Here is a 13,874-nt window from a genome sequence, read left to right as displayed (position 1 = left end):
CCGATCAGCTCTCGACGGTCACGCACTCGCAGTCGAAGTCGTTCTCGAGGCCGCGAGGCAGGGTCTCGTCCCGGAAGATCGCCGCGCCCGGTGTCGCATCGGACAGCGCGTCCGCGGCCAGGATCACCGCGGCCCCGGTCCACGTGGTGCGCTCGACGGGCCAGCGCTTGCCGTCGGCGTACACCAGGCCGGTCCAGTAGGAGCCGTCACGTTCGCGCAGATGCTGCATATTGGCGAATTGTTCGAGCGCGCGGTCCCGGTCATTCATGGTGTCCAAAGCCAGTACCAGTTCACAGGTTTCGGCTCCCGTGACCCACGGTCGGTCATCAACACACCGGATGCCCAGACCCTGCACCACGAAATCGCTCCAGCGGGCCTCGATGCGGTCCTCAGCCTGCTGACCGCGAAGGGCCCCGCCGAGGATCGGGTAGTACCAGTCCATCGAATGGTGCGGCTTCTCGGTGAAGGCGTCGGGATGGGTGGCGATCGCATGGCCGAGACGGCCCAGCGCAACCTCCCATTCAGGCTGCTCGCGGCCCAGGTGGTTGGCGAGCGCAACCGCGCACCGCATGCTGTGGTAGATGCTCGCCGAGCCCGTCAGCAGGGCTTCCTTCAAGGGGCCCGAAGGGGATTGCGCCCAACAGATCTCGCCGCCCGGCAGCTGCAGGTCGACCACGAAGTCGATGGCGGAGGCCACCATGGGCCACATCAGTTCGGCGAATGCGTCGTCGCCGGTGCACAGCACGTGATGCCAGACGCCGGTCGCGATGTAGGCACAGAAGTTGGTGTCGCTGTTGGCGTCCTCGATGACCCCGGCCCGGTACTGGATCGGCCACGACCCGTCGGGGCGCTGCTCACTCCGGCACCATTCGAACGCCCGACGGGCGGGTTCGAGCAGGCCCGCCGCCGTGAGCGCCATCGCGCACTCGACGTGGTCCCACGGATCCGTGTGCCCGGTCGGGGACCAGGGGATCGCCCCCGAGGACTCCTGGGTGGCCGCGATGGAGACAGCCGTCTCCCGGCACTGTGCACCGCTGAGGATGCCCGCTACAGCGGGAAGCTCAGACGAGGGCAACATTCACCGCCGGCTTGTCGAAGTAGAGGGCGACGCTCTTGCCGATGACGGGGTTGAGCGCAGACTCTGCGACCCGAGTCAGCAGCGGGCGCTGCATCATGTCCCAGACCAGCATTCGGTGGTAGGTCGTCACCGCGGGATGATCGCTCTGCTCCACGCCGACAGCGCATTTCAGCCACCAGAACGGCGAATGCAGGCTGTGGGCATGGTGGGTGTGGGTGAACTTCATTCCGCGAGAGGCGATCTTGCGGCGCAGTTCGCTGGCCTTGTAGATGCGCACGTGGCCACCCTCGTTGGCGTGGTATTCGTCCGAAAGCGCCCAGCAGATACGTTCGGGCAGCCAGCGCGGCACGGTCACGGCGAGCTTGCCGCCATCCTTGAGCACTCGGACCAACTCGGCGATCGCGGCGTCGTCCTCGGGCACGTGCTCGAGGATCTCGGAGGCGATCACGACGTCGAATGTGCCGTCCTCGTAGGGCAGTTCCAGGGCGTTGCCCACGACGGCCTGCGCGCGGGCGGACTCGGGCGCCTCACCGGCCTCCGCCATCGCCTCGAACATCGTTGCGACATTGTCGAGTTCGGCCACGTCCTGGTCGAATGCGATCACGTCGGCGCCGCGGCGGTACGCCTCGAAGCTGTGCCGGCCCGCGCCCGCACCCACATCGATGACCTTGGTGCCCGGCCCGACTCCGAGACGGTCGAAATCCACGGTCAGCATGCTGCACTCCGGTCCATTGCGCGTTGATAGATACCTACGGTCTGAGCGGCCACCGACTCCCAGCTGTAGACGTCGACGGCACGCTGGCGGCCGGCGATACCGATCCGGTACCGCCGTTCGGGTGAATCCAGAAGGTCTCCCAGGGTCGCGGTCAAAGCCTCGACATCACCCGGCGGGACCAGTTCGGCGCACGCACCCTCACTGCCCAGCACCTCGGGGAGTGCGCCGGCGCGGCTGGCGACGATGGGTGTACCACTGGCCATCGCCTCCACCGCAGGCAACGAGAAGCCCTCGTACAGCGAAGGGATGCAGGCGATTTCGGCCGAAGCCAGCAGGGCACCGAGGTCGTCGTCGGACAGACCGCTGGAGATGTGCACGATGTCGGAGATGCCCAGTTCGGCGATCCGCCGCAGCGTCGGGCCGTTGCTCTCCAACCGCGCCACCAACTGCAGTTCGACGTCGCGTTCGGTGCGCAGCTTGGCGACGGCGTGCAGCAGGTTCGACACGCCCTTGAGCGGCACGTCGGCGCTGGCGATCGCGATGATGCGGCCCGGCACCCGGGGCTCCAGCGTCGGCTTGAACACCTCGGTGTCGACGCCGAGGGGCACCACATGCAACTGGTCGGCACTGACGCCGAAGTCCTCCGCGATGTCGGCGGCCGACGTGCTCGACACCGTCAGCAGTTCCGGGATCTGCCGCGCGACGCGCTTCTGCATCTGTGCAAAGCCGTACCACCGGTGCACCAGGGGCTTGCGCCACCACTTGGCCGCCGCCAGATCCAACACGCGGTCCCGGGTGATCGGATGATGCACGGTGGCGACCACCGGCATGCCGGACTCAGCGATCCTGAGCAGACCCGTTCCCAGGCTCTGGTTGTCGTGGACGACGTCGAACTCGTCGCGGCGCTCTGCGAGCAGTCGCTCCACCCGCAACCCAAAGGTCCGTGGCTCGGGGAAGCCAGCCGACCACATGGTCAGAAGTTCGAGCAGGTCGATTCCGGTCTTGATCTCACTGGGCCGGGGGACCCGGAACGGATCCGGTTCGCGGTAGAGGTCGAGGCTGGGCACCTCGACGAGCTTCACGCGAGGATCGAGCCCTTCGGGATAGGGCGGGCCCGAGAAAACCTCGACGTGGTGCCCGAGTTCCACCAGCCCGCGCGACAGGTGCCGAACATAGACACCCTGCCCGCCACAGTGGGTCTTGCTGCGGTACGACAACAATGCGATCCGCATCTCAGGCCACCCCACCGTTAATTCTGGACATGTGTCCAGACCTTAATTCTCCGTGCTGACCTGTGCAACGCGCCCCGGACTGACCTGGGGCGATGCTCACCACCCAGTGGTCAGCACCCGGTCGAGCATGTCAGCGAAGAAGTCGGCCGAGGCCTGCGACAGGCACATCGGCGGTTTCATCTTCAGGACGTTCTGGTGGTCGCCCGTGGGCTGCACGATCACGCCGAGCTCGCGCAGGCGCTCACAGATGCCTGCGGTCTCGGCGACCGCGGGTTCCAGCGTGGTCCGGTCGCGGACGAGTTCGACGCCCATGTACAGGCCGCTGCCGTGCACGGCCCCGATCAAGGGGTGCCGATCTGCGAGTTCGGCCAGCCGGGCCTTCAGGTGGTCGCCGACGACGGCCGCGTTGCGCTGCAGACCCTCCTGCTCGATCACATCGAGCACGGTCAGTCCCACGACGCTCGACACCGGACTGCCGCCCGCCGAGGAGAAGAAGTATCCCTGTGTGCGGTAGGCCGCGGCGATGTCGCGGGTGGTGATGACGGCGCCCAGCGGTTGGCCGTTGCCCATCGCCTTGGCGACGGTCACGATGTCCGGCACCACGCCCTGCCCCTGGAAGCCCCAGAACCAGGTGCCGAGGCGGCCGTATCCGACCTGGACCTCGTCGGCGATCGCCACACCCCCAGCGGCCCGCACCGCGCGGTACACCGCGTCGAGGTAGCCGTCGGGCAGCGCGATTCCGCCCGCGTTGCCGTAGAACGGTTCGCAGATCAACGCAGCCGGTGGATGTCCCTGCGCGACAAGCCCTTCGATGATCGACACGGCCTCGGGCGCATACCGCCAGGCGTCGTCACCGCGGTGCTCACCGCGAAAGCTGTTGGGGGACGGCACGGTGTGCACCCAGTCCGGGCGGGTGCTCAGCGCGTTCGGGTTGTCGGCGACCGACGTCGAGATGGCGTCGGTCGCGTACGTCCACCCGTGGTAGGCCTCGGCGACGGCCACGACGTCGGAACGACCCGTCGCGGCGAACGCCAATCGCAGCGCGAGGTCGACGGCCTCCGAGCCCGAGTTCACCAGGAAGACCGTGTCCAGCGGATCCGGCAGCGTGGCGGCCAAGCGCTCGGAGAACTCGACCACCGCGCCATAGTTGAAGCGCGAGTTGGTGTTCAGTCGACGCCACTGCCGCGCGACGGCGTCGGCCAGCCTCGGGTGGCCGTGTCCGATGGCCGCGACGTTGTTGACCATGTCGAGGTGGCTGCGACCGTCGGTGTCGAGCAGGAACTCTCGCCACCCCCGTTCGATGCGCGGAGGCTCGCGGTAGTACTGCTCCTGCACCGCGGCGAGGGTCGCACCGCGCCGCGCGGCCAGTGCCGGTGCGGCCTCGATCTCCGCGGGCGCCGCATCCTCGAGCCCCAACAGACCCGAGGGGTCGACGACGAGCGCCAGCCACCCAGGGGCGTACTCGGGACGCACGAAGGCCGGCACCGCTGCGGAGTCGCCGATGAGCGCCTGCACCCAGATTCGGCCCGCCGCGACGGCGATCTCGGCGCCTGCGCTGACCGCGTGCCCGACCTCGACGGCCGCCGACAGCGCCTCACCGCGGAGGTGCAGGGTGCCGGTGTCAGCGGCCAGCACAATCTCCGTCTCTCCGACGGCGCGGACGAAGGCGGAGACGGGGGCCCTCAGCGACGTCGGCGCGGGAAGCCAGACGTCGACGCCGGTCGGAACGGTCGCCGGAGACTCACTGTGCAGAGCGACCGAGCGCGTGAGTCGGGGGAGGCCAAAGTGGGTCGCCGCTGCGCGAGCACCGGCCCGCAGGACCGCGCGGGCGAGGTCGTCCTCGACCCCGGGATCCAGCCACCGTCCGCCGTCGAGCAGGTCGGACTCGGTGCCCAGGTCGAGGCGGACCGCGGCGGCCGTGATCTCGGCGGGCAGCAGGGGAGTCTCCGCCGTGGGGCGGTCGCAGTCACCGGCGAGGCCGAGGTGGCGGGTGATCAGGGCCGTCATCACCTCGGCGGGCACATCGGTGGACCGCTCGAAGATCTGCCACTCGAATTCGAGAGCCTCTGTCGCATAGTCGTTGTCGGCGTCGATGGCGGCCTGCTGGTTGCCGCTGACCACCAGGGTCGCGGCGCGCAGCACGACCAGCGGCCACAATGCCTGCGCCTCGACGGCCGACAGCGGGCGTTCCCGGTGGAACGCCGCGATCAGCGGCAGCGCGGCCGCGGGTTCTCCGCCCGCGTGCCGCAGCACCGAGGACACGGCGACCGCGAGTTCGCCGACGGCCCAGGACCGGGTCAGGTCGCCGAAGTCGATGATTCCGTCGGGCTCCCGGTCGCCGTCGGGCGTGCACACCACGTTGTCGTCAGTGATGTCGCAGTGGATCACCTGGACGGGCAGGGCGGCGGCGATGTCGCGCACCGCGTTCCATGCGCGCTGCGCAGACTCGGCGATCCGGGTCCGGCGGGCGGGGTCGTTGACGAAGGGAAGCAGCAGGTCGATGGCGCGGTCGGCATGCTGCAGATCCCACTGCAGGACCCGATCGACGCCGGGTGCCTCGAACCTCGCCAGCGCGCGACTGGCGCGGCCGGTCAGGGTGCCCAGTGCGGCCCACCGCTGAGGTGCGACGTAATGGTCACCGCTCAGCGAGCCGCCGTCGAGGTAGGCCAGGATCCGGGCGAACAGGGGTTCGCGGCCATCGAGTTCGACGCGGGCGATCGCGGCCCTGCCCGACGGACCCGCGTTGTGGGCCGTGCGGATCCCGGATTCTGCCTCAGCCACGTGGCGGGCCGCGGCGTCCTGTGCCTCGATCTCGGCAAGGCTGAAGGCCGGGTTGGCGATCTTGAGCACGCCGAGCGCGGCGCCGTGCGGGGATCGCAGGAGGAAGTTCGCGTCCTGCTGGCTGCCGAGCGGTTCGGCGGTCGCGTCGAGTCCGAAGTGCTCGGCGGCGATTCGGGTGGCTTCCTCGGTCGAGACGACGGGTGCCGGCAGTTCGCCGGCCACAAAGAAGTCGAACGTGGTCATCGCGCAGTGATCCGGGTCATCGTCCTCCATCCGGCCCCAACCCCCACTCAGCCGTTTCACTGTACGTGGCGAGCCGATACGGTGAAGCGATGCGCGCGTTGATCATCGTCGACGTTCAGAACGACTTCTGCGAGGGCGGATCGCTGGCCGTCACGGGTGGTGCGGAGGTGGCGACCGCGATCACCGCACGCCTGGCCGCCGACCACGGGTACGGCCACGTGGTGGCCACGAAGGATTTCCACATCGATCCCGGCGACCACTTCTCGGAGAACCCCGACTACTCGGCGTCGTGGCCCCGGCACTGTGTCGCGGAGACTGAGGGCGCCCGGTTCCATCCCGGCCTGGACACCGACGCGATCGAAGCGGTGTTCCACAAGGGCGCGTACGCCGCGGCTTACAGCGGTTTCGAGGGCACCGACGCCGATCAGACCGCCCTCGCCGACTGGTTGCGCGCACGCGGCGTCGACGCGGTGGACGTGGTCGGAATCGCGACCGACTACTGCGTGCGCGCGACAGCCGAAGATGCCAGGCGCGCAGGGTTTTCCACCAGGGTCCTGGTGGAACTGACCGCCGGCGTGGCGCCGGAGTCGACGGCGGATGCGCTCACCGCACTTCGCGCCGCCGGCGTGGAGATCGCCTGACCGTGGGCACCGACGCTGACCGTCTGCTCGCCGCGGTGGAACGGTCTCCGGAGGCCGCGGCACGTCACGATCGCGACGGCTGGGTGGCGTTGTTCACCGACGACGGACGCGTGGTGGACCCGGTGGGGTCGCAGCCCCACGTCGGCCGGCATGAACTCAGGCGGTTCTTCGACACGTTCATCGGACCCCGTGACATCACCTTCCATCGCGACGTGGACATCGTCTCGGGCCACAGTGTGCTTCGTGACCTCACCCTGGGCATCCGAATGAGCGCGTCCGTCTCCCTGGTGGTGCCGGCCATCCTGCACTACGAGTTGCGGGATGCGGGGTCCACTCCGCAGATCGTCGCGCTCCGGGCGTATTGGGAGCTGCCACCCATGATGTGGCAGTTCGCTCGCACCGGCGTGGCCGCGGTCCCCGCCGGCCTGGCGCTGACGCGCGCGCTGCTGACGAATCAGGGCCTGCGCGGCGCTGTGGGGTTCCTGCGCGGGGTGCCGGCGCCCAGGCGGCGACAGCGCGACCACCTCACGAATCTGCTGACCGCACTGTCGGTGGGCGACGACCTCGCGATTCGCCGGCACCTCGCGGGCGCGGATCTTCCCGACGACTTCGACCAGATCCGGACGCGACTGGGCGGCGCACACTGGCGCCGCCCGATTTCGGCTGGTCACAGCGCCGTCGCGACGGTCCACGCCCGTGACGGGGTGCTGGGGCTGCTCACCGATTTCAGCGATGCCGGGCGCATCGAACGGCTGCAGGTGTTCGCCTGACCGGTCACATCCGCGCGTAGCGGGCCAGCACCAGGCAGTAGGCCCCGTACGCCGCGATGCCCAGCGCCGAGGCCAGCAGAAGCACCCGTCCGAAGGGCGCCTGCCCCAAGGTCTTCACGGCCGCATCGATGCCCGCAGCCTTGGCCGGGTCAGCGCTGATCGTGGCGATGATGACCAACAGGCCCGCTCCGCTGAGCACCGATCCCTTCGCGAGGTAGCCCACAGTTCCGGTCACGGTGACCGCCGAACCGCTGGACCCTCGCAGGTCGTCGAGGAACTTCTGCGACGCACCCTTGTAGACGTGGTAGCCACCGACCCCGATCACGACGAGCCCGACCACGATCAGCACGGCTTTACCGCCCCCGGACTGCATCAGCCGAGCGCTCAGGCCCGCGTTCTGCTGGCCGCTGGACTGCCCCTGTCCTGTCGCGAAGCGGATGGCTGAAATCGCGAGACCGCAGTAGACCACCGCCAGCGCAAGCGATTTGACCCGCTTCGACTGCTTCTTGAGTCCATGGTCGCCGCGGCTCGGTTCGTTGGGGTGCGAGCCCACCACGGTCTCGGCCAGTCGCCACAACGCGAGTGCGAACAGGCCGACCGCCGCCAGCCATAACGCGATCGCGCCGCCGGTCTGACCGCCCAGGGTGGCCAGCGCGCCGGATTGATCGGCGTTCTGGCCACCGCCTGTCGGGGCGTTCAGTGCGAGTCGGACGATGATGTAGGCGACCAGCAGGTGCAGCACCGCGCTGATCGCATACCCCGCCCGTGCCCCGTACTCGAACGCGTCGGTGCTGGTGGCGTCGTCCACCGCGCGGTGGATCTGCCCGTGCGACATGTGCGTCAAATACCCGCAACGAGGCGCACACAAACGAGCCTTCTTCTCTGCGCCCAAACCTCGGGCGTACTCCAGAGAACTAGATGTCGCGCTTGCGGCGGTACAGCGTGCCGAGGGCCAGCATGATCAGACTGATCACCAGGATCGCCGTGGCGAGCACGTCGATCTGCGGCGGCACCGCGGCCTTCGAGGCGGCGTTGACGTACAGCGGGTACGTCACGGTCGAACCGCTGACGAAGTAGGTGATGATGAAGTCGTCCAGCGAGAGCGCGAACGACAACATACCCGCGGCGATGATGCCCGGAACGATCAGCGGCAGAGTCACTTTGAAGAACGTCCGGGTGGGATTGGCACCGAGGTCCATCGACGCGTCCTCCAGCGTCCAGTCGAAGCCCCGGACCCTGGCCCGGACGGTCATCGCGATGAAGCTGATCTGGAACGCCACGTGCGCGATCACGATCGTGGTGAACCCGGCCGCCCAGCCCAGATCCAGGAACAGGATCAGCAGCGAGGCGCCCATGACCACCTCGGGGGCCGTCAACGGCACCACCAGGAACGTTTCGACAGCCTTGCTTCCGGCAAAACGCTGGCGCACCAACGCGACTGCGAGAAGCGTGCCGAGCACCAGGGCGATCGCGGTGGACAGACCCGCGACCGTCAGGCTCATCTGCATCGCCTTGGTCAGTCCCGGGTACTTGAACGGGTTGGCCCAGTTCTCCAGCGTGAAGCCCTGCCAGGTGTAGTTGAACTTGCCCGAGGGCTTGTTGAACGACATCAGCACGATCACGAAAATCGGCAGGAAGATGTAGAACATCACCAGGCCAGCGATGACCCGCAGGACGATGTCGCCGAACTTCCCGTTGCCCGGCGACCATCGGGCGAACCTCGACGGGTTCTTGGGAGCCACCGGCGGAGTGTCAGGCCCGGTGGTTGCCACAGTCACGCTCATACCAGGTCCTCCGAGCCCAATGCCTTTGTGTACGAGAGCACCCCGGCGAGGATCAGCGCCATCAACACGAAGCTCACCGCGGCCGCGGCCGGGTAGTCCTTGACGATCAGGAACTGCTTCTGGATCACGTTGCCGATCATCGTGGTCTGGGTGCTGCCCAGATACTCGGCGTTGATGAAGTCACCGACCGCCGGGATGAACACCAGCATGCTGCCGGCGACCACGCCCGGAATGGACAGCGGCAGAATGACTTTGCGGAACGCCCGGAAACTCGACGAGTACAGGTCGCGGGACGCCTCGAGCAGACGAGGATCGATCTTCTCCAGGCTGACATACAGCGGCAGGATCATGAATGTCATGGAGTTGTAGATCAATCCGCCGATCACGGCCCATGCCGTGGACAGTAGTCGACCGTCCGATGGCAGCAGGCCGATGGTGTCGAGCATCCGGACCACGAACCCGTCGTCGGCCAGGATGGTCTTCCAGGCCAGCGTGCGGATCAGGAACGTGACGAAGAACGGCAGGATCACCAGACCCAGCAGGAGGTTCTTGTACCGCCCCGACTTGAACGCGATCACGTACGCCAGCGGATAGGAGATCAGCAGCGACACCACCGTCGCGGTCAGCGCGTACCCCAGCGATCGGACGATCTGATCGGAGTACGTGCTGAACGCGTGGGTGTAGTTGCTGAAGTTCCATGTGAACGTCAGCGTCGGCAGGTACACCGAACCGCCCGCCGAGGACAGCGACGTGCGGAACAGCGACCAGAACGGCACCACGAAGAAGATCGCCAGGTACGCCAAGGCAGGCAGGATCATCAGGTACGGCGCGATCCTGCTGCGCTGCCGACTGCTGCTGGCAACGCCCGCCATCTAGAAGCTCACAGTCATCGCGTCAGCCACCTGTCACTGCCGCGTAGGCGGTGTTGAACGCCTGCGTCTGCTCATCGGTGAGCGACGGCCACGAGTGCACCTTGGCGATGGTCTCCGGCGACGGGTTGATCAGCGGGTTGTTCGCGATCGCCGGATCGATCTTGGCCAGCTCGTCGGTCATGTCGGACAGCACCGGCACGAACTGCGTGGCCGCGATCAGCTTGGCGTAGTTGGCGCGGTCGTAGACGTAGTCGATCCACGCCTCGGCGCCCGTCTGGTTCTGCGTGGTGTACGGGATCACCTGGGTGTCGATGAACCACGTGCCGCCCGATTCGGGAACGATGAACTCGAGGTCGGGGTTGTCGGCCTGCAGCTGGACGACGTCGCCCGAGTAGGCCTGCGCGACGACGATGTTGCCGGCCGCGAGGTCGTCGAGGTAGTCGTTGCCGGTGAAGCGGCGGATCTGCCCCTTGTCCTTCTGCTCCTTGATCAGGTCGACGGCCTTCTGGATGGTGTCGGTCGTCGGGTCGGACACCGAGTTGCCCTGCGCGAGCATGACCAGGCCCAGTCCGTCCTGCATGTCGGAGAGCAGGCTGACCTTGCCCTTGAAGGCGGGGTCCCACATGTCGTCGAGTGTGGTGATGGGACGACCCGTGGCCGCCTTGTTGTAGGCGATGCCGACCATGCCCGACATCCAGGGGGCGATGTACTTGCGGCCGGGGTCGACGGCGGCATCCGCGAGATCGGTGCGCAGGTTCTTCTTGTTCGGCACCCGCTCGTCGCTGATCTCGTTGAGCCAGCCCAGGCCCTTCAGGCGGGCGGCCATGAACTCGCTCGGGATCACCAGGTCGGCGCCGATGTCCTGGCGGCGCGACAGCGGTTCCTTGAACTTGGCGAACCACTGCTCGTTGTCGTTGAAGTCTTCCTTGTAGTCCACGGTCAGGCCGCTGGCCTTCTGGAACGCCGCGACGAACCCGTCGGCCATGTACGACGGCCAGTTCGAGATGCGAACGGTGCCGGTGGCCGGAGAACCGTCGTCGGGTTCGCGGGTTGCGGTGCTGGGGGAGCCGCTGTCAGATCCGCAGGCGGTCAGGAACGACGGCCCGAGGACGAGCGCGGCCGCAGCCGCGGCGCTGCCGCCGAGGAAGCGGCGGCGCGAGGAGCGGTTGGTCGCCATGCGTGCCAGCAGTCGGGGATCGATGTCGTTCGGGGAGGGAGCCATGGCCACAGTGCCTTTCGTCGTTGGGGGCGGGGCGGGGTGGTGGGAGATAGCCGAGTGCGGGGTGGTCGGTTGTTCAGTCGTCGAGCATCTCTTCGAGATCCTCTGTGGTGGGTATGTCGGCGTCGGGCAGCACCCGTGAGGCGGACGGTGCCCAGCCGGCATGCACCTGATCGCCCGGCCGCAACATCGGCAGCGCCTGTTCGGGTCCGACGTGCGCGATGATCGGCGAGCCGTCGGCCGCCGCCAGTGAGAGACGCAGCACAGGCCCCTGGAACGTCAGATCGGTGACCGTCGCGGGGACCGACACCAGCGATTCCGAGTTGACCGGGGCTTCCATCGAGATGCGGACCCGTTCGGGCCGGACCATCAGGGTGGCCCGGCCACCGCTCTCGATCGTGGTGGAGCCCGGCGCCGCGGCCAGCTTGGTGCCCAGCACCTCGACCTCGACGAAGTCACGGTTCACCCGGCCCGTCTGGCGGCCGTGCCACAGATTGGCCTGTCCGATGAAGCTCGCGACGAAAACCGTGGCGGGCTGGTCATAGATCTCGGTGGGGGAGCCGATCTGCTCGACCTTGCCTGCGTTCATGACAGCAATGCGGTCGCTCATCGTCAACGCCTCCTCCTGGTCATGGGTCACGTAGACGAACGTGATGCCCAGTTCCCGCTGGATGCGCTTCAGCTCGAACTGCATGACGTGGCGGAGTTTGAGGTCGAGCGCGCCGAGAGGCTCATCGAGAAGGAGCGCGCTGGGGTAGTTGACCAGGGCGCGGGCCAGCGCGACGCGCTGCTGCTGGCCACCGGACAGCTGGCTCGGCTTGCGCTTCGCGAAGTCGGTCAGGCGGACGACGTCGATGAGTTCGTCGACACGCCGCTGGACCTCACCCTTGCCCTTGGTCTTGTCGAGCTTCTGGCTGCGCGGACCGTAGGCGACGTTGTCCCACACCGTCATGTGCGGGAACAGCGCATAGTGCTGGAAAACCGTGTTGACGTTGCGTTTGTGCGGTGGCATGCGGGAGACGTCGTTGCCCTCGAGGCGGATGGCCCCCTCGGTCGGCGTCTCGAATCCGGCGATCATGCGAAGCGTCGTGGTCTTGCCGCATCCCGACGGGCCGAGCATGGAGAAGAACTCCCCGGCCCCAATGGAGAAGTCCGCGTCATCGACGGCGACGTAGTCGTCGAACCGTTTGTAGACGTGATCGATCTCGATCACGGCGGGGCCGGGCGTGCTTTGACCGCCGACAGGATCGGTGTGATGTTCTGTGGCTGTCGTGCCGATCTCGGTCAGGACAGAGCCTCCTTGTGTGCGGTTACGTCCCCCCGGACCACCGTCGGTGATGCATTCGGTTAACAATCACCCATTCGCGGGGTCATCGCAACCGATTCCGTCACGATTTTTCATCTTCGCAATGGAATCTGTTGATTTTGGGGTCTCCGGCTGGTGAGTGCAACAGCAGCCGAACATCGCGTCCTTCACATCGGAACGCGACGCCGGTTAGGCCTCGGGGCATCCGGGTAGCCGTCTGGGTGCACGGCCTCGTGCCGTGACCACAGATATCGAACCACCCGGAGGTGAGCTCGTCATGAAACTCGATCGACAACGCGCTCGACGCTTCGCGGCCGCGGTCGGCGTCGGTGCCGGCGTCGCGGCGGCTTCAGTCGCAGTCGCGACCGGATCAGCGGCGCAGAGCTTCGGCAGTGAGGACCCGGTGCCCACGGAGGAGGCCACGACCAGCACCACCGAGGAAGTCACGCCCACCACCGTGTACTCGCCGCCGACGGTCGAGCCCGAGGATCCCGGCGTGCCCGGCAACTCCGGTAGTGAGAACGGCGACATCGGCTGATCCCCAGGGCCCGCCACCGCCCGCCCACGCAGCGAGCAGACGCAGAATCGCCGTGATCGGCCCCTCATCGTGCGATTCCGCGTCTGCTCGCTCCCTTTTCAGACTGGCGCTCTCTAGAGGGGGAGGCCGGCCTCCAGGAACTGCAGGCCCGTGTCGATCGCGTCGGGTGACATGGGTGCGCCGTGCAGGACTGCCATCATCACCCCGGTGATCGCGCCTGCAGTGGTGCGCAACCGGGGGTCGTCGGCGGGTAGGTCCAGCCGCGTCGCCAGGGCCTTGGTGATCGCCTCGATCACGTTGATGTACTCGTTGTAGAGGGCCCCGCCTGCCTCGGGCAGGGAGTAGAGCAGGCGCTGTCGTTCCACCTCCTCGCGCCAGTATTGGGTGCTCATGCCCCCGAAAACCCGAGTCAACGCATGTCGGTACGCCGTGATCGGGGGCACCTCCGGCGGTGCGGCCAGGAAGAGATCGATGATGGGCCCCATCATGTGGTCGGGGATCAGCACGGCCGCCTTGTTGGGGAAGTAGCGGAAGAAGGTCCGCGCGGAGACGTCGGCGGCTTCGGCGATCTGATCGACGGTCGTGGCCGCGTAACCGTTCTCCTCGAACAGGCGGAAGGCCGCGGCGCGGACGGCTTCGCGTGTCCGCTGCTTCTTACGTTCTCGCAGGCCGCGATCGGCGCTGTCAGACATCTC

13 protein-coding genes are annotated in these 13,874 nt (G+C 67.4%); 3 read left to right on the top strand and 10 right to left on the bottom strand.

Annotated features, from left to right (window positions below; all coding sequences use genetic code 11):
* Positions 1–4: 4 nt before the first annotated feature.
* The 4 genes from G6N34_RS11740 to G6N34_RS11725 all read right to left on the bottom strand — a co-directional run bounded on the left by G6N34_RS11740 (position 5) and on the right by G6N34_RS11725 (position 6,079).
* Positions 5–1,078, bottom strand: a complete 1,074-nt coding sequence (locus tag G6N34_RS11740; protein ID WP_109788403.1) for an MMP endo-(1,4)-3-O-methyl-alpha-D-mannosidase — start codon at positions 1,076–1,078, stop codon at positions 5–7.
* Positions 1,062–1,793, bottom strand: a complete 732-nt coding sequence (locus G6N34_RS11735; RefSeq protein WP_085151103.1) for a class I SAM-dependent methyltransferase — start codon at positions 1,791–1,793, stop codon at positions 1,062–1,064. Before G6N34_RS11735 ends, G6N34_RS11740 begins: the two co-directional genes overlap by 17 nt.
* Positions 1,787–3,025: an MMP alpha-(1->4)-mannosyltransferase gene (locus G6N34_RS11730; RefSeq protein WP_085151102.1), complete on the bottom strand. Its 1,239-nt coding sequence runs from the start codon at positions 3,023–3,025 to the stop codon at positions 1,787–1,789. Before G6N34_RS11730 ends, G6N34_RS11735 begins: the two co-directional genes overlap by 7 nt.
* A gap of 96 nt (positions 3,026–3,121) precedes the next feature.
* Positions 3,122–6,079: an aminotransferase gene (locus tag G6N34_RS11725; protein WP_407663223.1), complete on the bottom strand. Its 2,958-nt coding sequence runs from the start codon at positions 6,077–6,079 to the stop codon at positions 3,122–3,124.
* 59 nt (positions 6,080–6,138) lie between these two features.
* On the opposite strand from G6N34_RS11725, the gene pncA reads away from it, so the two are divergent.
* Both pncA and G6N34_RS11715 read left to right on the top strand, forming a co-directional pair.
* Positions 6,139–6,690, top strand: coding sequence for a pyrazinamidase PncA (gene pncA / locus G6N34_RS11720; protein ID WP_085151101.1), 552 nt, complete (start codon positions 6,139–6,141; stop codon positions 6,688–6,690).
* A gap of 2 nt (positions 6,691–6,692) precedes the next feature.
* Positions 6,693–7,460 (top strand): nuclear transport factor 2 family protein, encoded by a 768-nt coding sequence (locus tag G6N34_RS11715; RefSeq protein ID WP_085151100.1) that lies wholly within the window; start codon positions 6,693–6,695, stop codon positions 7,458–7,460.
* Between the two features lie 4 nt (positions 7,461–7,464).
* Here the strand turns inward: G6N34_RS11715 and G6N34_RS11710 are convergent, their stop codons facing one another.
* From G6N34_RS11710 to G6N34_RS11690, 5 genes are all read right to left on the bottom strand, one after another.
* The gene (locus tag G6N34_RS11710; RefSeq protein ID WP_085151099.1) at positions 7,465–8,295 is read right to left on the bottom strand and encodes a DUF1206 domain-containing protein; all 831 of its coding nucleotides are present in this window, start codon (positions 8,293–8,295) and stop codon (positions 7,465–7,467) included.
* Between the two features lie 79 nt (positions 8,296–8,374).
* Complete coding sequence (locus G6N34_RS11705; RefSeq protein ID WP_407663268.1) at positions 8,375–9,238, bottom strand: ABC transporter permease; 864 nt, start codon at positions 9,236–9,238, stop codon at positions 8,375–8,377.
* A gap of 2 nt (positions 9,239–9,240) precedes the next feature.
* Positions 9,241–10,116: an ABC transporter permease gene (locus G6N34_RS11700; protein ID WP_085151097.1), complete on the bottom strand. Its 876-nt coding sequence runs from the start codon at positions 10,114–10,116 to the stop codon at positions 9,241–9,243.
* 22 nt (positions 10,117–10,138) lie between these two features.
* Positions 10,139–11,338: a polyamine ABC transporter substrate-binding protein gene (locus tag G6N34_RS11695; protein WP_085151096.1), complete on the bottom strand. Its 1,200-nt coding sequence runs from the start codon at positions 11,336–11,338 to the stop codon at positions 10,139–10,141.
* A 73-nt stretch (positions 11,339–11,411) separates the two neighbouring features.
* The gene (locus tag G6N34_RS11690; RefSeq protein ID WP_085151095.1) at positions 11,412–12,548 is read right to left on the bottom strand and encodes an ABC transporter ATP-binding protein; all 1,137 of its coding nucleotides are present in this window, start codon (positions 12,546–12,548) and stop codon (positions 11,412–11,414) included.
* A gap of 370 nt (positions 12,549–12,918) precedes the next feature.
* Here G6N34_RS11690 and G6N34_RS11685 point away from each other — a divergent pair, with 370 nt between their 5' ends.
* Positions 12,919–13,179 (top strand): hypothetical protein, encoded by a 261-nt coding sequence (locus G6N34_RS11685; RefSeq protein ID WP_085151094.1) that lies wholly within the window; start codon positions 12,919–12,921, stop codon positions 13,177–13,179.
* A 113-nt stretch (positions 13,180–13,292) separates the two neighbouring features.
* Here the strand turns inward: G6N34_RS11685 and G6N34_RS11680 are convergent, their stop codons facing one another.
* On the bottom strand, positions 13,293–13,871 hold the full coding sequence (locus G6N34_RS11680) for a TetR family transcriptional regulator (protein WP_085151227.1): 579 nt from the start codon (positions 13,869–13,871) through the stop codon (positions 13,293–13,295).
* Positions 13,872–13,874 lie beyond the last annotated feature (3 nt).

The organism is Mycolicibacterium confluentis (assembly GCF_010729895.1).
GTDB classification, from domain to species: Bacteria; Actinomycetota; Actinomycetes; order Mycobacteriales; family Mycobacteriaceae; genus Mycobacterium; species Mycobacterium confluentis.
This window is presented reverse-complemented; position numbering and strand designations above follow the sequence as displayed.

Coding starts and splice junctions, on each gene's coding strand:
- G6N34_RS11725 (WP_407663223.1), bottom strand. CDS start 6,079: ATGGAGGACGATGACCCGGATCACTGCGCGATGACCACGTTCGACTTC.
- G6N34_RS11735 (WP_085151103.1), bottom strand. CDS start 1,793: ATGCTGACCGTGGATTTCGACCGTCTCGGAGTCGGGCCGGGCACCAAG.
- G6N34_RS11710 (WP_085151099.1), bottom strand. CDS start 8,295: ATGTCGCACGGGCAGATCCACCGCGCGGTGGACGACGCCACCAGCACC.
- G6N34_RS11685 (WP_085151094.1), top strand. CDS start 12,919: ATGAAACTCGATCGACAACGCGCTCGACGCTTCGCGGCCGCGGTCGGC.
- G6N34_RS11740 (WP_109788403.1), bottom strand. CDS start 1,078: ATGTTGCCCTCGTCTGAGCTTCCCGCTGTAGCGGGCATCCTCAGCGGT.
- G6N34_RS11680 (WP_085151227.1), bottom strand. CDS start 13,871: ATGTCTGACAGCGCCGATCGCGGCCTGCGAGAACGTAAGAAGCAGCGG.
- pncA (WP_085151101.1), top strand. CDS start 6,139: ATGCGCGCGTTGATCATCGTCGACGTTCAGAACGACTTCTGCGAGGGC.
- G6N34_RS11695 (WP_085151096.1), bottom strand. CDS start 11,338: ATGGCTCCCTCCCCGAACGACATCGATCCCCGACTGCTGGCACGCATG.
- G6N34_RS11700 (WP_085151097.1), bottom strand. CDS start 10,116: ATGGCGGGCGTTGCCAGCAGCAGTCGGCAGCGCAGCAGGATCGCGCCG.
- G6N34_RS11730 (WP_085151102.1), bottom strand. CDS start 3,025: ATGCGGATCGCATTGTTGTCGTACCGCAGCAAGACCCACTGTGGCGGG.